The organism is Brevibacterium antiquum CNRZ 918 (assembly GCF_900169145.1).
GTDB lineage: Bacteria > Actinomycetota > Actinomycetes > Actinomycetales > Brevibacteriaceae > Brevibacterium > Brevibacterium koreense.
The window spans coordinates 21,390-41,872 of record NZ_FXZD01000009.1 but is presented as its reverse complement, the minus strand read 5'-3'; the positions used below and the strand labels follow the sequence as shown (position 1 = coordinate 41,872).

General features: G+C 63.5%; 18 protein-coding genes and 1 tRNA gene. 14 read left to right on the top strand and 5 right to left on the bottom strand.

Annotation, left to right across the window (positions count from 1 at the left end; translation table 11 throughout):
* Positions 1-128 precede the first annotated feature (128 nt).
* Positions 129-201 (top strand) — tRNA-Arg (locus tag BANT918_RS13055).
* 132 nt (positions 202-333) lie between these two features.
* Positions 334-1,137, top strand: a complete 804-nt coding sequence (locus BANT918_RS13050; protein ID WP_101620666.1) for an alpha/beta fold hydrolase — start codon at positions 334-336, stop codon at positions 1,135-1,137.
* Here BANT918_RS13050 and BANT918_RS13045 read toward each other — a convergent pair.
* The 4 genes from BANT918_RS13045 to BANT918_RS17790 form a co-directional block, all read right to left on the bottom strand.
* Positions 1,100-1,891, bottom strand: a complete 792-nt coding sequence (locus BANT918_RS13045) for a DNA alkylation repair protein (RefSeq protein ID WP_101620665.1) — start codon at positions 1,889-1,891, stop codon at positions 1,100-1,102. The genes BANT918_RS13050 and BANT918_RS13045 overlap by 38 nt on opposite strands.
* 172 nt (positions 1,892-2,063) lie before the next feature.
* A complete protein-coding gene (argG, locus tag BANT918_RS13040; protein ID WP_101620664.1) occupies positions 2,064-3,485 on the bottom strand; it encodes an argininosuccinate synthase in 1,422 nt (473 codons plus the stop codon).
* A gap of 227 nt (positions 3,486-3,712) precedes the next feature.
* Positions 3,713-4,888 carry an APC family permease gene (locus BANT918_RS13035; RefSeq protein ID WP_233429531.1) on the bottom strand — a complete coding sequence of 392 codons (1,176 nt, stop codon included), beginning with the start codon at positions 4,886-4,888 and terminating at the stop codon, positions 3,713-3,715.
* A 12-nt stretch (positions 4,889-4,900) separates the two neighbouring features.
* Positions 4,901-5,128 carry an amino acid permease gene (locus BANT918_RS17790; protein WP_233429532.1) on the bottom strand — a complete coding sequence of 76 codons (228 nt, stop codon included), beginning with the start codon at positions 5,126-5,128 and terminating at the stop codon, positions 4,901-4,903.
* A gap of 391 nt (positions 5,129-5,519) precedes the next feature.
* Here BANT918_RS17790 and BANT918_RS13030 point away from each other — a divergent pair, with 391 nt between their 5' ends.
* From BANT918_RS13030 to BANT918_RS12995, 8 genes are all read left to right on the top strand, one after another.
* Positions 5,520-6,608: a CPBP family intramembrane glutamic endopeptidase gene (locus BANT918_RS13030; protein WP_101620663.1), complete on the top strand. Its 1,089-nt coding sequence runs from the start codon at positions 5,520-5,522 to the stop codon at positions 6,606-6,608.
* Between the two features lie 54 nt (positions 6,609-6,662).
* Positions 6,663-7,127: a DoxX family protein gene (locus tag BANT918_RS13025; RefSeq protein ID WP_101620662.1), complete on the top strand. Its 465-nt coding sequence runs from the start codon at positions 6,663-6,665 to the stop codon at positions 7,125-7,127.
* Between the two features lie 30 nt (positions 7,128-7,157).
* Entirely contained in the window at positions 7,158-7,724 is a 567-nt protein-coding gene (locus BANT918_RS13020; protein WP_101620661.1) for an isochorismatase family protein, read from the top strand.
* 164 nt (positions 7,725-7,888) lie between these two features.
* Positions 7,889-10,171, top strand: a complete 2,283-nt coding sequence (locus tag BANT918_RS13015) for an MMPL family transporter (protein ID WP_101620660.1) — start codon at positions 7,889-7,891, stop codon at positions 10,169-10,171.
* Between the two features lie 131 nt (positions 10,172-10,302).
* Entirely contained in the window at positions 10,303-11,583 is a 1,281-nt protein-coding gene (locus BANT918_RS13010) for a sensor histidine kinase (RefSeq protein WP_233430483.1), read from the top strand.
* Positions 11,580-12,200, top strand: coding sequence for a response regulator (locus BANT918_RS13005; protein WP_101620659.1), 621 nt, complete (start codon positions 11,580-11,582; stop codon positions 12,198-12,200). Before BANT918_RS13010 ends, BANT918_RS13005 begins: the two co-directional genes overlap by 4 nt.
* Before the next feature lie 91 nt (positions 12,201-12,291).
* A complete protein-coding gene (gene chrA / locus BANT918_RS13000) occupies positions 12,292-13,560 on the top strand; it encodes a chromate efflux transporter (protein ID WP_101620658.1) in 1,269 nt (422 codons plus the stop codon).
* Between the two features lie 66 nt (positions 13,561-13,626).
* On the top strand, positions 13,627-15,105 hold the full coding sequence (locus BANT918_RS12995; protein WP_101620657.1) for a PQQ-binding-like beta-propeller repeat protein: 1,479 nt from the start codon (positions 13,627-13,629) through the stop codon (positions 15,103-15,105).
* Here BANT918_RS12995 and BANT918_RS12990 read toward each other — a convergent pair.
* On the bottom strand, positions 15,088-15,672 hold the full coding sequence (locus BANT918_RS12990; RefSeq protein WP_101620656.1) for a hypothetical protein: 585 nt from the start codon (positions 15,670-15,672) through the stop codon (positions 15,088-15,090). The two genes, BANT918_RS12995 and BANT918_RS12990, sit on opposite strands and share 18 nt — an antisense overlap.
* Before the next feature lie 313 nt (positions 15,673-15,985).
* Between BANT918_RS12990 and BANT918_RS12985 the strand changes: the two genes are divergently transcribed.
* The 4 genes from BANT918_RS12985 to gap all read left to right on the top strand — a co-directional run bounded on the left by BANT918_RS12985 (position 15,986) and on the right by gap (position 20,474).
* Positions 15,986-17,683 carry a serine hydrolase domain-containing protein gene (locus tag BANT918_RS12985; protein ID WP_101620655.1) on the top strand — a complete coding sequence of 566 codons (1,698 nt, stop codon included), beginning with the start codon at positions 15,986-15,988 and terminating at the stop codon, positions 17,681-17,683.
* Positions 17,684-17,796: 113 nt separating this feature from the next.
* On the top strand, positions 17,797-18,141 hold the full coding sequence (locus tag BANT918_RS12980; protein WP_009882529.1) for a carboxymuconolactone decarboxylase family protein: 345 nt from the start codon (positions 17,797-17,799) through the stop codon (positions 18,139-18,141).
* Positions 18,142-18,246: 105 nt separating this feature from the next.
* Positions 18,247-19,284, top strand: a complete 1,038-nt coding sequence (locus BANT918_RS12975) for a GlxA family transcriptional regulator (RefSeq protein ID WP_101620654.1) — start codon at positions 18,247-18,249, stop codon at positions 19,282-19,284.
* A gap of 194 nt (positions 19,285-19,478) precedes the next feature.
* Positions 19,479-20,474, top strand: a complete 996-nt coding sequence (gene gap / locus BANT918_RS12970) for a type I glyceraldehyde-3-phosphate dehydrogenase (RefSeq protein ID WP_101620653.1) — start codon at positions 19,479-19,481, stop codon at positions 20,472-20,474.
* Positions 20,475-20,483 lie beyond the last annotated feature (9 nt).

The window sequence follows — 20,483 nt, the reverse complement described above, 5'->3', positions numbered from 1 at the left end:
AGACGGACCTGAGCTCTAGGATCCGCCGAATCTGCGAATGTGGTGAAGCGCACTTTGGCCGAATTTGAGCTTGGGTGATTTCGGTGTGTATAGTTGATCCAGTTGCAGGGCGAGAGTCCAGGCGACATGCGCCACTAGCTCAACGGATAGAGCATCTGACTACGGATCAGAAGGTTGGGGGTTCGAATCCCTCGTGGCGCACAGTAGGGAAGCCCTTCACCAGCAGGAACAGCTGGTGAAGGGCTTCTTTTGTGAGTTCACCCTCGAAGCCCGGAGAACTGCATGGTCATTGCGGACCCTGACTCGCGGGGAACCCAGCGCTAGGAGTGGACCGTGGCCGCAATCAGTGCCGATGACGGCGTCAGTCTCGAGTACACGCAGACCGGAGACCCCGCCGGTCGCCCCGTGATGCTGCTGGCGGGGTTCAAGGCACCGGCGACCAGCTGGCGCTACCAGGTTCAACCGTTGGCACAGGCTGGATGCGAGGTGTTCTCAGTTGACCTGCGCGGCCACGGAGGTGCCGACCACCCCAAGTCTGGTGTGACCATGGAGCGGCGTGGTCAGGACGTGGCACAAGTTCTCGAGGCTTTGGATCTGCGAAATGTTCTGCTCGTGGGCGGATCCATGGGCGGCAACACCGTTTGGTCCTATCTCTCCCAGTTCGGTGCCGATCGCATCACCGGAATCGCTGTCGTCGACCAGACGCCTAAGATGCTCAACACCGCTGACTGGCCGCACGGGTATTACGGCTACGAGGAGTCCAACGTCGACACCTACTTCGCCGAGGGCATTCCTCCCACGGGGCATGGCACCCCCGTCTGGAAGCGAGGCAGGCGCATGGTGCGTCTGCTCAAGGCCATGAAGGGTGTGGATCACAAGCTCAGCCGTGGCGAGCTGGGTCTGCTGGGCGACCATGCGAAGGCCGATTGGCGTTCCGTGATCGAAGGCGCCGACGTGCCTGTGCTCTTCGTCGCCGGAGCCGAGAGCGAGCACTGGCCCTCATCGCACGCAGCCGCATCCGCAGGCCTGGCTCCGCTCGGCTCATCGGCGGTCATCCCCAACGCTGGCCATGCCGCCAACATCGAGGCGCCGGGGGCCTTCAACCAGATCCTGCTCGACTTCGCCGAGTCCCTTTAGCCGCAAGCAGTGCATTCCGCTGCTCAGGCGACAGATGCTTCACCACTTCACGCATCGTCACGCCCGAGGCTCTATGGGCGCGCGGCAACATCCAGTCGAAGACCATCTCCGGTCGTGTGCGGGCGGTGTCGCGCAGCACCCAGCCGATTGCTTTGCGGATGAAGAATTCCGTCTCTTCCAGCATCGCATCGGCGAGACGTGAGAATCGCTCGAAGTCTCCGCGGCCTTCCCGCAGTGGTCGCAGGTGGGCCAGCAGCGCTGAGCGTCGGATCCAGAAATCGTCGTCGCTCGCCCAGCGTTCGAGCACCGGAGCAAACTTCGCATCATGTTCAGACAACGGGCCGACGGCATCACCGGCGAGTGGATCCACGAGCGCCCAGGTGCGGGACTGTCGCAGCAGTCGTTCGAAGAGGTCAGTGTCACCGGCGCCGAGGTGGTCCTTCGTTTGGATGAGCACCATCGTGGCCGCACTGCAACACTCATAAACCGGAGTACCGCGGCTCGCGTCGTCCAGTGCGCCCGTAGAGTTCCACAGGGCCTCGACGAGAGCGACGATTCCGTCATGGTCCAACTCCACCCCGCGCAGAGTCGTGGCCACCACTGCGCGCGTACCCGGTACGCCGACGCCGTAGTGGACGAGGTCGCTCTTGAGGTATGCGCGTTCCTTCGTGGCGCGTACGGAGGTGCCACGATCACGCAGTTCCGACTCGATCACCTCGGCGAGGGACTGCAGGCTGGACGCCGCTGTTGTCATCGCACGATCATCTCACCATCCGCGGGGAACTACCTGCCGGGAAGCTGCCTGTGGAAGGAGACTGCGAAGCACGGTGAATAGACGAAACGGTCGACAAGTCCACCTCGATCTCGCGCGAGATTTTGAGGTGAACTTGCCGACCGTTGTCAGTTACTGGCTGTGGGCTCGGCGATCAGTCCGTGCCGGCGTCGAAGGCGGCGGACAGGCCGGCACGGTCGCTGGCCGCGTCGACGTCGGCGGTGGAGTTCGCGATCTCCTCGGCGCCACCGGCCTCAAGGGAGCCGATGAGTTCAGAGGTCGGACCTGAGACGATGCCCATAGCGGCGTACTGCTCGAGGCGGGCACGCGAATCGGCGATGTCGAGGTTGCGCATGGTCAGTTGGCCGATGCGGTCCTCGGGGCCGAAGGCGGCGTCGCCCACGCGCTCCATTGACAGCTTCTCCGGGTGGTAGCTGAGGTTGGGACCAGTGGTGTTGACGATCGTGTAGTCGTCACCGCGGCGCAGGCGCAACGTCACTTCGCCGGTGATCGCCGAGGCGACCCAGCGCTGCATCGATTCGCGCAGCATGAGTGACTGCGGATCCAACCAACGTCCCTCGTACATGCGCCGACCCAAGCGGCGCCCCTCTTCGTGGTAGAGCGCGATGGTGTCTTCGTTGTGAATGGCGTTGAGCAGGCGCTCATAGGTGATGTGGAACAGTGCCATGCCGGGAGCCTCGTAGATGCCCCGCGATTTCGCCTCGATGATGCGGTTCTCGATCTGGTCGGAGACACCGAGTCCGTGACGGCCGCCGATCTCGTTGGCCTTGAAGACCAGGGCGACAGGATCGTCGAACTTCTCACCATTGATCGACACGGGACGACCAGCCTCGAAGCCGACAGTGACCTCTTCGGTTGTGACCTCGACGTCGTCGCGCCAGGCCGCGACGCCCATGATCGGTTCGACGATGTCGAGTCCGGCATCGAGGAATTCGAGCGTCTTGGCCTCGTGAGTCGCACCCCAGATGTTGGCGTCGGTGGAGTATGCCTTCTCGGCAGAGTCACGGTAGGGGTAGCCGTGTTCGACGAGCCATTCGCTCATCTCCTGGCGTCCGCCCAGTTCCTCGACGAAGTCCGAGTCGAGCCATGGCTTGTAGATGCGAAGCTTCGGGTTGGCCATCAGGCCGTAGCGGTAGAAGCGTTCGATGTCGTTGCCCTTGTAGGTCGAGCCATCGCCCCAGATGTCGACGCCGTCTTCCTTCATGGCGCGCACAAGCATCGTGCCGGTGACCGCACGGCCCAGAGGGGTCGTGTTGAAGTAGGTCTTGCCGCCGGAGCGGACGTTGAAGGCACCGCACTGCAGGGCGACGAAGCCTTCTTCGACCAACAGGCGCTTGGCGTCGACGAACCGGGCGATCTCCGCACCGTATTCCTTCGCACGCTCCGTCACGGAGTCGAGGTCGGGCTCGTCGTACTGGCCGATATCGGCCGTGTAGGTGCAGGGAATGGCGCCCTTGTGACGCATCCATGCGACCGCGCAGGACGTATCCAGTCCGCCGGAGAAGGCGATTCCAACGTGTTCACCGATTGGGAGTGCAGACAATACTTTCGACATGCTGACCAGCTTAACTGCCGGACAAGCTCATGTCGAATTGTTATACATAGACCTGTATTTTTATGTGGATGAGTGGAGGGTCCCGCCCCTCGCCGAGCTGACCTGCACTGCCGGGCAGCTCACTGCGTGGAAACGAGCGGACCACTCGGCTTCGAAGGGACACCCTATAGCGGGTCCGCTCGAAACTAAGTGGTCCGCTCGGCGTTCGGCGACTCGTGGGCTGGATCTCAGCGATTCGAGCGGTGGGAGCGGATCGCCTCGGCGACGGCGATGGCGTCACCTTCGGGGGCGTCGGACTGCCGGTCCGGACGGGCGGTGAAGAGGTAGACGACCCCGACCACGAGCACCACGACGAGGCCGAGAAGCACGATCCAGTCGGCGAAGAACGAACCCGAGTCGCCGGGCAGCGCCAACAGGATCATGGCGAAGATCCCATAGGCCAGCGCCGCGATGTTGACGATGATTCCCCAGCCCCGCAGCGACCACGGGCCCGCGGGCCTCCAACCCTTGAAGCGCTGCCGCAGCGCGCCGAGGACGACCATCTGGAATGCGAGGTAGATGCCGAGGATGGCGAAGGAGGTGACCGCGACGAGGATTCCATCATTGAACCAGATCAGCACGCAGATGAGAGCTGGGGTGATGCAGGCGACGATGAGGGCGTTGCGGGGGACCTTGGTGCCATCGGTGACCTTGGACAGCCACTTGTGACCTGGCATCATCCCGTCTCGGGCGAAGCTGAATATCAGGCGCGAGGCCGCGGCCTGGAGGCTGAGGACGCAGGAGATGAAGGCGGTGATCGCGACGAGGAGGAAGATCTTCGCCCCGACCGTGCCGAGGCTGCCCTCGAGGATCGCGGGAATGGGGTCCGCGACCTGACCGGCCACGATCTCGTCGAGGTTCGGGGCTGCCAACACGTAGCCGCCGAATGAGAACAGGGCCGAGACCGCGCCGACGAGGATCGTCATGAGCATGGCCTTGGGGATGCCGCGGGCCGGATCGGACACCTCTTCGGCGACGTCGCCGCAGGCCTCGAAGCCGTAGAAGAGGAAGAGTCCGGCGACCGCAGCGCCCATGAATGCGGCGGCGTAGCTGCCATCACCGGCGGTTCCCATGGAGTCGAAGAACACGCCGAAGCTGTGCTTGCGTTCGAAGATGAGCAGGAACAGGCCGAGGCCTATGACGCCGATGAGTTCGGCGAACAGGCCGATGCGTGCGATCCGGGCCAACCACTTGGTGCCGCTGAAGTTGATGGCCAGGGCCAGGACCAGCAGGCCCAAGGCCAAGAGAAGGGTGGTATTGCGATTCAGTTCGAAGCCGAACAGACTCGACACGAATCCGGCACCGAACTCCGCCACCGAGGTGATGGTGACGATGAGGGCGCAGATGTAGACCCACGCGGCCATCCAGGCATACCGCTAACCCCACAGTCTGCGTGCCCAAGGGTAGATCCCACCGGCGATGGGGAACTGGGAGACGACTTCACCGAAGACCAGGGCGACCAGCATCTGGCCGCAAGCGACGATGATGATCCACCACATCGATGGCGGTCCGCCGGTGGAGAGGGCCACAGCCATGAGCGAGTAGACGCCGACGAGCGGGGAGAGATAGGTGAAGCCGAGGGCGAAGTTCGCCCAGGGGCTCATCGATCGTTCGAAGGAGTCCTCGTAGCCGAGGACCGAGAGGTGATCGGAGTCGGAGAGATGTTATTTCGGGGAATGTTCGGTCATGAGATTGCGCCTTTGCACGAATCGACGGTGATTCAACGGTGTTCATCGTATCTCAGAATATGGATGGTCGAGGACGGGAGGGGAGTGAGACGGGAGGGGGGTGAGACGGGAGAGGAGCGAGAACAGGAGCACTGCTTCGGCAGAGGCGAATCGACACGGGGGTCTCCCTCGGCCGGATGGGCGAGATCGATTTCAGTCACACGGCGGAGGTGCACGATCGGCCGACAACGTAGGTTGGATGATGAAAGCAGCACAGACAGCAGAGTGGACCCAAAAGGCAGCGTCGGTGCAGGACTGAGGAGGAACCGTGAGCACGGGAACGGACAGAAGCGACAACGCCACCGTGGGCACAGAGCCCGCAGCCACCTCGGTGGGGGAGGACGTGGACCCCAAGGGCCGACCGCTGGCGATCGTGCCGGCTCAGGTGCCGTGGCTCGAGGTCGCAGTCTTCGTTGTAGTGGCAGCGGTTCTCGCCTGGGTTGCGTGCCTGCCCCTGTGGTTGAGCGGTGAAGGGTTGGGCAATCCACTGCTCGTGCAGGTGTCGGGAATGGCCATGATGTTCACCCCGCTGATCGCTGTGATCGTGGCGATGATCATCCAGCGCCGTCGCACCGGTGAGCCTCGGGCCAGCATCGTCAGGTACCTCGGCATCTGGCCGCTGCGTCCCTTCGGCCGGGTTCTCGGGATGACCGCGCTCGCCTTCTTCGGGATATTCGTGCTCGTGGCCGTGGCCTACCTGCTGGGCGCAGCCTTCGGATGGATGCAGGTTGACCTGCTTGGTCTCTCAGGGTTCAAGGCTCAGTTGGCGCAGCTGCCCGGGTTGGACGAGATCCCGCTGGTCGTGGCCGTGATCGGCTATCTGGTGATCATGGCGCTGGGATCACTGCTCAATGTGATCGTCGCCTTCGGCGAGGAGGTCGGCTGGCGAGGATGGCTGCTGACGAGCCTGCGTCCACTCGGCACCTGGCCCGCACTCCTCATCGTCGGAGTGATCTGGGGTCTGTGGCACGCACCGCTGATCCTGCTCGGATACAACTTCGCGCGCCCCGACATCACGGGGCTGGCCTTCATGGTCGGCGGCTGTGTCATGGTGGGGATCCTGTTCGGCTGGCTGCGACTGCGCACTGGTTCGGGCTGGCCGTCTGTCGCCGCGCATGCTGCGCTCAATGGTTCGGCAGGGATGCTGCTCGGGCTGTTCATCGACGGATCCGCCTCAACCCCGGACATGGCCTTGGTCTCGTTCTTGGGAGTCTCCGGTTGGATCGTCTCCGCAATCGTCATCGCCGTTCTCTTCGCCACAGGCCAGTTCCGGAAGCAACCAGAACTGGGCATCAAGCAGCCGAAGGCTCCCGTGGTGCCTGCAGCTCCCGTGACGCCGCACGACGAGGCGCTTTGAGGCTGAGCTCAGGCATCCGTTAGGCTCAAAACCCCAAACCTGAAGGAGAATCCCATGGCACTAGGATCATCGTTGCTGCAGACAGCAGGACGCGTACTCACCTCACCGATCTTCATTACCGGAGGATATTCGGCACTGACCAACCCCGGCGGGCGTGTCGCGGCTGCCTCTCCGACGCTCGATGCGATCCGCGAATACGTGCCGATCCTTCCCGAAGACGATGAACTCCTAGTCCGTGCCAACGGCGGACTCCAACTGCTCGCCGGAACCACCATGGCGCTGGGCATCAAGCCACGACTCTCCGCGCTCGCACTCGCCGGATCTCTGGTGCCGACCACACTGGCCGGCCACGCCTTCTGGGACATGGACGGTGCCGACGCTGCCGCTCACAAGACTCACTTCTCGAAGAACGTCGCAGCATTAGGTGGGCTCCTCCTCGTCGCCGGAGCCGGCGCCACCAAGAAGGCGGCCCGGAAAGCGGCGAAGAAGGCTCAGAAGAAAGCCCTGAAGCAGAGCTGACAATCCCGCGTCAGCGCCTATGCTCGAGGTATGGCGAAGGCACTTCTCATCGTGGACATCCAAAACGACTTCACCGAGGGCGGGGCGCTCGGCGTGGACGGTGGTGACGCCGTTGCCGCCGGGGTGACCCGCTTCCTCGGCGCCTCTGCAGGTGACTATGACGCGATCATCGCCTCCCGCGACTGGCATGATGCCGACAGCGACAACGGTGGCCACTTCAGCCAGAGCCCCGATTTCGTCGATTCCTGGCCCGTCCACTGCGTCGCGGACACCGAGGGCGCCGAATACGATCCTCTGCTGACCACAGATGCCATCACCCATCACGTGCGCAAGGGTCAGGGCACTCCCGACTACTCCGCTTTCCAGGGGACGACGGATGCTGGGGAGCGCCTCGGCGACCTGCTGAAGAGCCTTGACATCGCCGAGGTGGACGTCGTCGGCATCGCCACCGACCACTGCGTCTGCGCTACCGTCCTCGACGCGCTGAAGGGCGGATGGTCCGTCTGGGTTCGCCAGGACCTCATCGCTGGTGTCGGCAAGGACTCATCCATGCTGGCTCTGGCTGAGATGGACGCCGCAGGAGCGACGATCATCTGAGACACCTGCGGTGGCGGGTACGGAGATCGAGCCGGCTGACGAAGTGTTTATGCAGGTCACGGTGGTGATCGCCGTCGGTGATATGCGTTCTCCATCGAAAGTTGCAGGTTTAGTCTGAACTCCTAGGCGATGTTTCCAGCTCTGAGAATTGATGAGCTAGAGACATGAACACAACACTCACGAAAAGCGCGAACACGCTCGTGTCGAAGCGCGGTTCGTGGTTCGTCCTCGGCGGGGTCGTCATCCTCGTCACCCTCCTGTTCGGACTCCTGTCCGGTGCGGGTGAGGATCGGGCCAACGAATCCGCTCCGGCCGATGCCGAATCCACCCAGGTCGACCAGCTGCTGAAGAAGTTCCCGGGCGCCGACAAGCAGTCAGTCATGGTCGTTGCCTCCCACGACGACGGCTCGAAACTGAGCTCGAGCGAACAGGCCGACTTGGGGAAGCTGGGCGGCTCGCTCGGCGACTACATCGACTCCTCAGGATCGTCTGACTCCTCTGCCAGCGGCGACGCATCCAAGGCGACCGGCCCGATTATGAGCGACGACGGCAAGGCCGCACTGCTCATGGTCCCCATCGAGGTCGGACTGACCAACAGCGACACCGCTGAGACCGTCGAGGGACTTCGTGACTTCATCGCCGGCGATTCGCAGGCCGGTCAGCTCGAGGACTCGGGAATGTCCCTCCTGGTCACCGGTGGTCCCGCGATCGGCGCCGACATCGCTTCCGCGTTCGGCGGTGCAGATTTCACACTCCTCATCGTGACCATCGTCATCGTCGCGCTGCTGCTCATCATCACCTACCGCTCACCGATCCTATGGCTGCTGCCGCTCATCGTCATCGGCACTGCAGACGGCCTGGCATCCACTGTGACCGCGGCCGTCGGCGATGCCCTCGATCTGCAGTTCGACGCGGGCATCATCAGCGTCCTGGTCTTCGGCGCCGGAGCCAACTACGCGCTCCTGTTCATCTCCCGCTACAGGGAGGAACTGGGCCGCGAAAACGATCACCGCATCGCGCTGGGCTCCGCGTGGACCCACACGGCGTCGACGATCCTCGCCTCGAACCTGACCGTGGTCCTGTCCCTGCTCAGCCTCGTCTTCGCCGTGATCCCAGGAACCCGGGGACTGGGCATCACCGCCGCAATCGGCCTCATCATCGCCGCAGCCGCCGTGCTCTTCGCACTGCCACCGGTCCTCGCGATCTGCGGCAAAGGCGTCTTCTGGCCCTTCGTCCCCAAGGTTCAGGAGGCCACTGACGAAACTGCCGGAACGAAGCCCGCAGCGAAATCCTCCATCTGGCGCAGAATCGCGACTCGCGTGGTCAAGAAGCCGGGCATCCACCTCGGCGCCGGAATCATCATTCTCGGCATCATGGCCACAGGGCTCATCGGCACTTCGGTGGGGCTGGACCAGTCCGAGAAGTTCCGCGTGCAGTCCGAATCGGCACAGGGACTCGATGTCCTGGCCGACCACTTCCCTCCCGGCGAGTCGCAGCCGATCTGGGTTGTCACCGACTCGGCGCATGCCGATCAGGTCGCGGACTCCGTGGCAGACATCGACGGGGTCGTACGTGCCAACGTCACCGACGAGACGACGACCGGGGGAACCTCGATCGCGAAGGTCATGGTCACCGGCGAATACGAACCGGACAGCCCAGCGGGCCTCGACCTGGTCACGGACATCCGGTCAGACGTCCACGCGATCGACGGTGCCGACGCACAGGTCGGCGGCGCGGCGGCAACCGAACTCGATGCCCGCGACGGCAATGCTCAGGACTTCCTGACCATTGCACCGCTGATCCTGGCCATCAGCTTCATCATCCTGCTCGGCATCCTCCGTGCACCCCTCGTGGCGGGAACCCTGCTCGTGGTCAATGTGGCGTCCTCGGCCGCAGCGATCGGCCTCGGCGCATTCCTCAGCCGAACGATCTTCGGCCAAGCGGCACTAGATGCTCAGGTTCCGATCCTCGCGTTCCTGTTCCTCGTGGCATTGGGCATCGACTACTCGATCTTCCTGTCCCACCGGGCGAAGAAGGAATCGGTTGTCCACGGCGCCCGCCAGGGCATGATCGAAGCCGTCAGCCACACCGGTGGAGTGATCACCAGCGCCGGCATCGTCCTGGCCGGAGTGTTCGCGGCCCTGGGCATGCTGCCGCTGATGGTCCTGGGTCAGCTGGGACTCATCGTCGGAGTCGGCGTCCTCGTCGACACCGTGCTCGTACGCACGGTCATCGTCCCGGCTATCTTCGGTCTGGCCGGCAACCGGATGTGGTGGCCCAACAAGGCGATCACGCACTCGGAGCACAAGTACGCCGATGCAGCTGCTGCCGCGGCCGGTGACGAAGAGACTCGGGGCGGCCAGACAGATCAGTCCGAGGGAACCCACATCCTCGCCGAATCGGACCAGAACGAAGCCATGGCCCCAGCAGGCCACGGCAGGCACTGACACCGGCCCTGGCATTGGCACTGGTTGTCAGCACCATTGTCGGGGCCAGGGTTCGGTTCTGACGGGCCCCAGCCCAGTCGAAAGGCGCACGCGCCCGCCGCAGATGTGATTGAGTTGGCAGGAAGAACGACGTGCAGGAAGGTGAAACCGTGGGCACACGCGGGTGGACAGAGAGAACCATGGAGATCGGCCAGCACGCGATGGCGCTGGTGCTCACCGTGATCTCGTGCATCCGCGCGATCGGCGGGGGAGCGGCACCCCTGGCCGCGATCGCCGTGAGCATCGTCTTCCTCGCCTGGTACGCCCTCGGCGCCGTGCGAGCTGCCCGCAGCGGTGCGATCGTTCTGGCCAAATGGTGGCTGTTGGTGCTGGCCATCGCCTGGCTGTGCACGTTGCTGGTCTCCGCCGAGTTCATCTGGATGGCCTTCGTCCTGTGGCTGCTTGCCGGACACCTGTTCTCGATGCGCATCGCCGTGGTCTTCACCGCTCTGACTTATATCGCAACGGTTGTGGCGCCCCTGGCTCATTACGGCGAGGTCCAGACCGCGAGCATCATCGGATCGCTCATCGGCGCGATCTTCGCCCTGGGACTGTCCCGCGGCTACATCGAACTCCTGCGCGAGGGCCGCAGACGCGAGGAGCTGCTGCAGTCCTTGGAGGTGGCCCACCAGAATCTGCTCGACCTGCAGGACGAGCTCGCCCTGACCCAACGTCACGCCGGGGAGATCCAGGAGCGCACTCGAGTTTCCCGCGACATCCATGACACGATCGCGCAAGAGATCTCCTCGATCCGTCTCATCGCCCACGCCGAGGTGGACAAGACCACCGATGAACATGCCAGCCAGGTTCTGCGCCAAGTCGAGGATCTCGCGGCACAGAGTTCGCGCGACGTGCGCCGGATCATTGCCGCACTCGCCCCGGCCGAACTCGAGGACGGGGCGCTGACTGCCGCCATCCGACGCCTGCTCACCCGCCTGGAGGCCGACACCTCTATCCGCGGCCGCGTCGAGGTCGACGAGACCGTGGCCTCTCTACCCGCCGAGGTGGAGGTGGCGCTGCTGCGGACCGCGCAGTCCGCGCTCGCCAACGTCAGACAGCACTCTCAAGCTTCAAGGGTCATGGTCAGCCTGATGGATCTCGACGGGTCGATCCGCATGGACATCGTCGACGACGGTGTCGGCATGGCCGATCCGGAATCGCGACAGCGCGAATCGGAATCCGGATTCGGCCTCGACTTCATCGGCTCGCGGATGCGTGAGCTGGGAGGCGAGCTTGTCATCGAATCGACGCCTGGTTCGGGCTTCGCTATCTCGGCCACCCTGCCCAGCAATCCGAGACTGACCTCCCGACAGCACAGCCTCGGCGAGGCTGATGACATCAGGGACGAACGCACACAAGGAGACAGCGCATGACGATTCGAGTGATTCTCGTCGATGACCACCCGGTGGTGCGGGCGGGCCTGCGGTCCGTCATCGACGCCCCCGACCATATCGCTGTAGTCGGTGAGGCCAGCAGCGGCGAAGAAGCGCTGGCCGTGGTCGATGAGCTCGAACCCGATGTGGTGATGTGCGATCTGCGACTGGGGGAGGGCATCGACGGCATCGAGGTGACGAAGCGGCTGAATGCGAGACCGACGAAGCCCGCGGTTCTCATCCTCACGACCTTCGACAACGATGCTGAGATCGTTGCCGCCCTCAATGCGGGCGCGGCCGGCTATCTGCTCAAGGACATCAACCCCGAGGACATCTCGACCGCGATTGAGAAGGCCTCACGCGGTGAGACCTACCTGCCGCCCGAGATCTCTTCGAAGGTCATCGCCGCGATGCGCAATCCGGGTCCGAAACTGACCCGAAGGGAACGCGAGGTGGTGAAGCTGCTGGCCACCGGTGCCTCGAATGCACAGATTGCCCAGGAGCTCTTCGTCACCGAAGCGACCGTGAAGAGTCACCTGGTCAACGTGTTCACCAAGCTCGGCGTCGACTCTCGATCGCGTGCCATCCGAGTCGCCGAGGACCAGGGGCTGGTGTAGCTTCTGGCAGGGCGAGAGTTGGCCTGAAATTCATCGATGATGACTCCCGATAAGCCGGTCTGACGAAACCGCTGCCACCAGAATGGTGAGTATGGGCGAAGTGATGGCAGACGTGGGGAATGAGCGCAGGCATCCCGGCACGATCGCGGAAGTGTTCTGGGCGTTCCTGCGTCTTGGCGTGACCTCGTTCGGTGGCCCGGTCGCGCATCTCGGGTTCTTCCGTGAGACCTTCGTCGCCCGTCGGAAGTGGTTCTCCGACGGGGCCTACGCGGACCTCGTGGCACTGTGCCAGTTTCTGCCTGGACCCGCCTCAAGCCAGGTGGGCATGGCGATCGGACTGCAACGGGCAGGCATCGGCGGTCTGCTGGCTGCCTGGTTCGCCTTCACCATGCCTTCGGCCATCGTGATGGTCGCCTTCGCCTTCGGCATCGCCTCTCTCGATGGTGACACAGGCCTGGGTTGGCTGTATGGGCTGAAGGCCGCCGCGGTCGCCGTGGTCGCTCAGGCGGTGCTGGGGATGGCGAAGAACCTCACCCCGGATGCCAAACGCGCCACCATCGCCGGGGCCGCGATGATCATCATCCTGCTGATCCCGAACCCATTCGTGCAGGTTGCGGCGATTGCGTTGGGAGGTGTCATCGGACTGGTCTGGCTGCGTGGAGAAGCCGTTGGAGAGGCTGGCGGTCAGAATTCGGATGCGAGTGGACGGCCCGGTGGGGACAACGTGCGACAGGACTTCGCAGTGCGCATCTCCCGTCGGGTCAGTGTCGCCGCGCTGACCGCCTTCGTGCTGCTGCTGGTGGCGCTGCCGATCCTGACTGCAGCGACCGGAGATACGAGTCTGCGCTTGGTCGACGTCTTCTACCGCGCCGGCGCGCTCGTCTTCGGCGGCGGTCACGTCGTGCTGCCTCTGCTGGAGGCAGAGACGGTCGCGACCGGTCTCGTGGGACACGATTCGTTTCTTGCCGGGTACGGCGCTGCACAGGCGGTGCCGGGACCGCTGTTCACATTCGCAGCGTTCCTCGGGGCCTCGACAACATCAGGCCCGACGGGGCTGGTCGGCGCCGGCATCGCCTTGGTGGCGATCTTCCTGCCGGCAGCTCTCCTGGTCATCGCTGCTCTGCCTTTCTGGGAGCGTCTTCGTCGCGCACCGTTGGTGAGGCGGGCGCTGATGGGGGTCAACGCTGCCGTTGTGGGCATACTCGCAGCCGCCCTCTATGACCCGGTATTCACCCAGGGCATCACGTCACCTGCCACGCTGGCGCTGGCGGTCGCAGTCTTCATCGCCCAGGTGAAGTGGAAGCTGCCGGCATGGGCCGCCGTCATCGCCGCCGGGCTGATCGGGTTCGCGTTCCTCTGATTCCCGACTGGGGCTGAAGCCGCGCGCCGCGACATATGATCAGGACATGACCTGGAGAACCGAACAATGAAGTGGAACTCAGCCTTCGCAGTGGTGACGTTGCTGCTGGTCCTCAGCGGGTGCAACGCCGCACCACCGCAGGAGGAAGAGGCGCCGTCTCCTGAGACAGCTCCCACGCTCGCCGACCCGATCGCACTCGACTACCACGCGACCCTGGTCGTCGACGATGGAGCCGGACATGCGCTTGTCACTGACTGGTCTGCGGAAAAGCTGCGCGCGATCGACTTCGCCGGCGATGAACTGTGGAGTATTGATGCCCAGCTCAATGACGACCTGGGCGGCGGTGCCCAGGCCTACTCCGTAGGAGAGAACGTGGTCATCAACGACCAATCGGGCGAAACCACAGCATACTCCTGGGACGATGGCAGCGAAGCTTGGTCATTCCAGATCCCGGAATCACCGAACGTCTGTCACCCGGCACAGGGATTCGCCTCACAGACGACAGGAACCAGCCCCATCCTCAGCGACGATGACCTGATCATCCTTGCATACCAAGGAGTGCTCGAAGACGATGGTTGCGAGCCGACCTCGGAGAACGGGAACGCATTTGTATTCGCCCTCGATCCTGCAACAGGCGAAGAAGCATGGCCGTCGCTGTCGACTGGACCTGAGGGGAAGACCTTCGGAGGCACCCCGATCCATGTGTCGCCCGATCGGCGGTACGGCATCGTGTCCTGGCAGGACGGAGACGAATCGATGATCACCCGAATTGCGCTGGACACTGGTCGGCACACGAGCGTCCCCATCACCTCGGCACGCTCCAACGACGACACCGGAGTCGACTACTACGACGTATTTCCAACGTCCGACCCGACGTCACTGCTCTACGTCTACGGTTCGGAGGACCCGGATGATCCGTACAGTTCGATGGTAACCAGGGTGGCGAAGCTGACGCTTCCCAGCGAACTTCCCGACTCAGATGCAGCGACGTTCGACGGTATCGACGAACTACAGGGCCTCACAATGGAGGACACCTTCGACTCAGTCTGTGCGACAGATCTGGTCTTCACTCCGGATGGCGAGCCCGCATGCATCCAACCCCAGCTGTTCGCCTCGGCGGTCAAATACCAAGGCTCGGATGGATCACCACAGGGATGGTCCGCGGATGCCCCCGAAATGGCGCTGGAATCGATCGGGACCTACGGGACACCGCAATATTTTCCGGTCGACACCAAAGATGGAACTCTGCTGGTTGTGCCGGGGAACGAATCGGGCATCATGGCGTTGAACGCGGAGACGGGAAAGACCGTCTGGAAGGCAGGCGACACCACAAGCGATATGCCCTGGGGCGGGCAAGGAGTGCTTCCGGAGCTCGACCTCGTCATCGTCACCGATAGCAAGAAGACGAGTTTCTACGAATCTGAAACGGGCAAACTCGTCGACGATCATCCCGCCAGCGAGTATGCTCGGCTGAGCTCTGGACAGCGTGTTGCACTTGTGGCCGACGAGGAGTCGACAACGATGTGGTCAGTGGTCGAGGCCTGACGGCTTGGTGAGGCTGTCTGTCTGCAGTCGAGGTAGGTGGCCGTCATCTGCTGGTGCACGCAGCTGTTCGAACGTCGCGAAGAGAGGCCAGAACTGACTGGGAGGAAGCGGTGCTCCTGACAGTGAGGCTTCGAAGTAGGTGAGGTGGGTCAGCCAGCCGGTCAGGTATGAGTCGATGAGCTCTCCGAGACCAGAGTGTTGGAGGACCAGCGTCGATGCTGTGTTGTTGCCGGTATTTCCGGCGCGATCATTGGTGTCGAAAGTGCGCAGAGACAGGCGGCTTGGGGGATCATCGGGAAACTCCCATGACAGCTCCGCGGTGCTGGTGTGAGAGGGGCCGTCGTCGTGGGTCGCGGACAGAACATTGGAGCGGCAGAGGTACCCATCGTCATGATCGACGATGATCTCGCCGCCGACCCGAGCATCGAACGTTTTGGGCTGCCCCAGCCATTCGTGCACCGTCTCAGCATCCGTAAGATGCCTCCACGCCGAAGACTGGGCATGGGGGAGCGACCACTCGATGGTCAGAACGTCGGCAGGGCGATCCACATGAGCGCTCGTCAGCATTGTCGAATTCTCCTCGCTGAGATGTTCGTTCGTTCCCAGGGTAGAGGTGGGACCGACAGAAGAGCCATAGGCCAAGCTCGAGACTTGCACGTCCGCCACGTAGGGAACGAGCCGCCGTCGCCATGATGTAACTTGAATAACTGATAAGTAACCGATTGCGATGACGGGCCTGGTGGCAGGCTTGTCACCCGACGCGATGTGGTTCGGATTGTGCTCTGGAATGCGAACTCGACTGTGCCGGTTCCTCTCCTGCAGGTAGGCTCTTCCATGCAGATCGGCAGACCATGCAGATCGAGACGGGTGGAGGCGGACTATGGCAGATTGGGACAAGACCCTGCCCGGTTCTGTCGACGAATCAGGCGTACGCCGCGTCGGCGCACTCTCGGGAAACACCAAAGGCATTGCAACGCAGTCCCAGCAGACTGGTGACCAGGCCGACCCGGGCGAACCCCGGGCCGCTGGAGTCGAACTCCAAGACGGTTCCACCCAGCCCCCAGCGGATCCAGCCGAACTGCCCACAGATGGAGCCGAACCTCCAAGTGACGTGCTGCCGCTGCCGCGTGCCGGCGACCTCACCTCGGCGAGTGAAGATGCCATCGTTGATCCCTCCGAGGCGATTCTCGAACGCATCGACCTGGACTCGTGGAAATGGCCGGAGTACTTCGCGTTCTCACTGACTCGGATGGAAGAGCTCTTCCCTGTCGGCGGCATTCCGCGCGGCATCGGCCCGGTTCGTGACCTCGTGACCGAAGAGAATGATTTCCGCCCCGTGCCTATCGACCGTGAGAAGTGGTCCGGTGCTGATAAGAGTTGGTCGACCGTCGGTGACGTTCTGGCCGACACATTCACCGATGCCTGGCTGGTTGCCCGCGACGGCGTCGCGCTGGCAGAGGAATACGCCTGGCCGATGAAGCCGGCCCGCCAGCACATGCTGTTCTCGATCAGCAAGTCCATCGTCTCTGCGGTCATCGGCGCCCTCACCGACGCTGGCCATCTGTCTCCGGACGATCTGGTCACCACGCGCGTTCCCGCACTGTCCAAGAGCGGCTATGCCGGGGCGACGATCCGCGATCTCCTCGACATGCGATCGGGCATCAAATTCTCCGAGGAATACCTCAAGGAGGGATCCGAGATCCGGGCCCTGTTCGAAGCGGTCGATTTCGCGCCACGGACAGCCACCTCGGCGCACGGGATCAAGAACTTCCTCATGGGCCTGAGCAGCGAACGCGAGCACGGTGGTCCCTTCGTCTACCGCAGCTGCGAGACCGACGTCCTGGCCTGGATCTGCGAATCCGTCGTCGGGCAGCCCTTCTCCGTCATCGCCAGCGAATACGTATGGTCGAAGATCGGGGCCGCCCATGCCGCCCAGGTCTGCCAGGACCGCTGGGGCGGGTCGATTGCCGACGGCGCCATCAGCAGCACTCTGCGCGACCTGGCCCGGTTCGGTGAGATGATCGCCCGAGGCGGCACCACAGCCGAGGGGGAGCGTGTCCTGTCGGGTCAGTGGATCGATGACATCTTCACCGGTGCGGCCGATTCCGCCCAGGTCTTCGCCGATTCTCCCTCCGGGCGGTCCTACCCGGGTGGGATGTACCGCAGCCAGTTCTGGGTGCCCTCGGCCAGCCGTGACGTGGTCATCGGCATCGGCATCCACGGCCAGATGCTCTACATCGACCGCGCCACCCAGACCGTAGGCGTCAAGCTCTCCAGCGATCCGCAGCCGGTGAGCCTGGCCCACCAGCACGGCACCCTGGCCATGTTCGAGGCCATCGCCGAGGCGGTTCCCCGGACGGAGGGATCCCAGACTGTGCCGCCGGCAGTCTCAGATGCTGCCGCAGCTTCTAACGCTGCAGCCGCTCCCGCCGCCGCAGCTCCGAACGCCGCAGCTCCGAACGCTGCAGTTCCCAGCGCTGCCGCAGCAGGCACCATCATTCCGAATGTCGCTGCGCCGGCTGCTGCCGCACCAAGCATCGCTCCGCAGCCATTCGCGGCTCAGCCCGGCATCTTCTGACCGGCGTTCATGTCCCGGTGTCCGTCCTCGTATGACGAAAACGGATGCATCCCCTTGCCTCTGGCAGTAGCGTCATGACTTGGAACGATTTCGATCCCAGGAGGTAGCGCACCATGACTGATTTCTTCGATCGCGAAGGCGATGGAAAATACGACAAGGCCTATAAGGAGACCACCCCGGACATCCTCAAGGCCTTCGGCGATTTCAACAATGCCGTCTTCGCCGAGGATGGGCGTGAGATCCCGCTGAAGTACCGTGAGCTCATCGCCTATGCCGTCGGACTGACAACCCAGTGCGCCTACTGCATCGATGCACACTCGAACGCAGCGGTCAAAGCCGGCGCCTCGGAGACCGAGCTGGCAGAGACCGCATGGACCGCCTCGGCGATTCGGGCCGGGGGCGCATTCGCTCACGGACGCCTCGGCTTCAAGCTCACCGGAGTCCACGACCACAGCTGAGTCCACAACCACAGTTGAGTTGGACTCGGGAGTCGGATCTGGTCCTCGAATGCTCGAACTCGCTGATGGCCTTGGCGAGTTGATTGCCTAGACTGAAGAGCAATCATGACTGATGACTCCCGAACCTCACTGCGCAGAACACCCCGCCTGCAGACTCACCGAATTCTCGTGCTGGCTCTGGACGGGGTGTCTGCCATTGATCTCGGAGTCCCGGTCCAGGTCTTCGGCCGCGGCTCCAATGCGGTCAGCCCCACCGCATCGGTGAACCCGAGCGGCATCCTCCCCGGTGGAACCTGGCCGTACTCGGTTGACATCTGCGGGGACGCCCCGGGACTGGTCACCGGAGCCGACGGTCTCTCCTACTGCGTCGATGTCGGACTCGACGCGCTGGAATCGGCAGACACGATCGTCATCCCCGGTGCCACCTCGGTCGTCGACGATGAGCCATCAGCAGCCGTTGTCGGTGCTCTGCTCTCTGCGTTCGAACGCGGCGCCCGGATCGCTGCGATCTCGACCGGTACCTTCGTCCTGGCACGCACCGGTCTGCTCGCGGGACGGCGAGCCACGACCCACTGGTCGACAGCGAAGGAACTGGCCCGACGCTATCCCTCGATCGAGGTCGACGAGAACGTCCTGTTCATTGATGAAGGAGCCCTGCTGACCTCGGCGGGAGCAGCCTCTGCGATCGATCTCTGCCTCCACCTCATCCGCCGCGACCACGGAGTGGGACTGTCCAACCAAGTCGCCCGCCGGTTGGTTGCGGCCGCCTACCGCAGTGCAGGGCAGGCTCAATATGTGCCGCGCAGCGTCCCCGATCCCCTCGGCGAGGTCTTCGCCGACACCCGGGAATGGGCCCTGCAGCACCTCGGCGAATCACTGACACTGACGGACCTCGCAGCAAACGCGGGAGTCTCCGTGCGCACGTTCTCACGTCGCTTCGTCGACGACACCGGATACACGCCGATGCAGTGGGTGCTCAGGGCCCGTGTCGATCTGGCCAGGGAACTTCTCGAGAACAGCGACCTAGGGATCGAGCAGATCGCTGACCAGGTAGGACTGGGCACCGGAGCGAACCTGCGCATGCACTTCCAACGCATCCTCTCGACCTCTCCCAACGAATATCGGCACACGTTCTCCGGCTGAGAATCCAGCCGAGAAGTCGCGCTTCTTCAACTACTTCGGAGCCCTGCGAAACGGCTGGCCAAATACTTTCGACATCTGGCAATACGTCTGGCGAGAACCTTGCGCAGAATGTCTCTATGGCCACTGTCATCTGCCGTCTGAACGCGAGACTATAGGAGTGTACCCACATACAGACCCCCTCCCAAGGAGTGACATTGACTCGCATCGCCATCAACGGTTTCGGTCGTATCGGACGCAGCACGCTGCGCGCTCTGAAAGAACGCGGCAGTGACCTGGAGGTCGTCGCCATCAATGACCTCGGCCCTGTCGAAGACCTGGCCAGGCTGCTCAAGTTCGACACCACGCTGGGCCGCTTCGGATTCCCAGTCGAGGTCTCAGGCGATGAGATCATCATCGACGGAAAGCCGATCAAGGTCCTAGCCGAGAAGAACCCTGCAGATCTGCCCTGGTCTCAGATGAACGTCGACGTGGTCCTGGAATCCACGGGACGCTTCACCAAGTCCGACAAAGCTCGGGCGCACATCACCGCCGGTGCGAAGAAGGTCCTCGTCAGTGCGCCCTCCAAGGGTGCAGACGTCACGCTGGCCTACGGTGTGAACACCGAAGCCTACAAGCCCGAACACACCATCATTTCGAACGCGTCTTGCACCACGAACGCTTTGGCCCCCTTGGCCAAGGTCCTCGATGACCTGGCCGGCATCGAACAGGGCTTCATGACCACCGTCCACGCCTACACCGGTGACCAGAACCTGCAGGACGGGCCACACAAGGATCCCCGTCGTGCCCGCGCCGCCGCGGCGAACATCATCCCGACGTCGACAGGGGCTGCCAAGGCCATCGGCCTCGTGCTTCCGCAGCTCGAGGGCAAGCTCAGCGGCGACGCCATACGGGTCCCCGTGCCGGTGGGCTCCATCGTCGAGATCAACACCACAGTCTCCCGTGAGGTCACCCGCGACGAGGTGCTCGACGCCTACCGCACGGCTGCCGACGGAGAGCTCAAGGGCATCCTCGAGTACGAGACCGAACCGGTCGTCTCAAGCGACATCGTCGGCCAGGCCGCGTCTTCGATCTTCGACTCCGCACTGACTCGCGTCGAGGGCAAGCGGGTCAAGGTCGTCGCTTGGTACGACAACGAGTGGGGCTTCTCTAACCGTGTCGTCGACAACTTGGAGCTCATCGCGAAGGGCTGACTTTCCAGC

Coding starts and splice junctions, on each gene's coding strand:
- BANT918_RS13045 (WP_101620665.1), bottom strand. CDS start 1,891: ATGACAACAGCGGCGTCCAGCCTGCAGTCCCTCGCCGAGGTGATCGAG.
- argG (WP_101620664.1), bottom strand. CDS start 3,485: ATGTCGAAAGTATTGTCTGCACTCCCAATCGGTGAACACGTTGGAATC.
- BANT918_RS13035 (WP_233429531.1), bottom strand. CDS start 4,888: ATGGCCGCGTGGGTCTACATCTGCGCCCTCATCGTCACCATCACCTCG.
- BANT918_RS17790 (WP_233429532.1), bottom strand. CDS start 5,128: ATGAGCCCCTGGGCGAACTTCGCCCTCGGCTTCACCTATCTCTCCCCG.
- BANT918_RS13025 (WP_101620662.1), top strand. CDS start 6,663: ATGGCACTAGGATCATCGTTGCTGCAGACAGCAGGACGCGTACTCACC.
- BANT918_RS13020 (WP_101620661.1), top strand. CDS start 7,158: ATGGCGAAGGCACTTCTCATCGTGGACATCCAAAACGACTTCACCGAG.
- BANT918_RS13015 (WP_101620660.1), top strand. CDS start 7,889: ATGAACACAACACTCACGAAAAGCGCGAACACGCTCGTGTCGAAGCGC.
- BANT918_RS13005 (WP_101620659.1), top strand. CDS start 11,580: ATGACGATTCGAGTGATTCTCGTCGATGACCACCCGGTGGTGCGGGCG.
- chrA (WP_101620658.1), top strand. CDS start 12,292: ATGGGCGAAGTGATGGCAGACGTGGGGAATGAGCGCAGGCATCCCGGC.
- BANT918_RS12995 (WP_101620657.1), top strand. CDS start 13,627: ATGAAGTGGAACTCAGCCTTCGCAGTGGTGACGTTGCTGCTGGTCCTC.
- BANT918_RS12990 (WP_101620656.1), bottom strand. CDS start 15,672: ATGCTGACGAGCGCTCATGTGGATCGCCCTGCCGACGTTCTGACCATC.
- BANT918_RS12985 (WP_101620655.1), top strand. CDS start 15,986: ATGGCAGATTGGGACAAGACCCTGCCCGGTTCTGTCGACGAATCAGGC.
- BANT918_RS12980 (WP_009882529.1), top strand. CDS start 17,797: ATGACTGATTTCTTCGATCGCGAAGGCGATGGAAAATACGACAAGGCC.
- BANT918_RS12975 (WP_101620654.1), top strand. CDS start 18,247: ATGACTGATGACTCCCGAACCTCACTGCGCAGAACACCCCGCCTGCAG.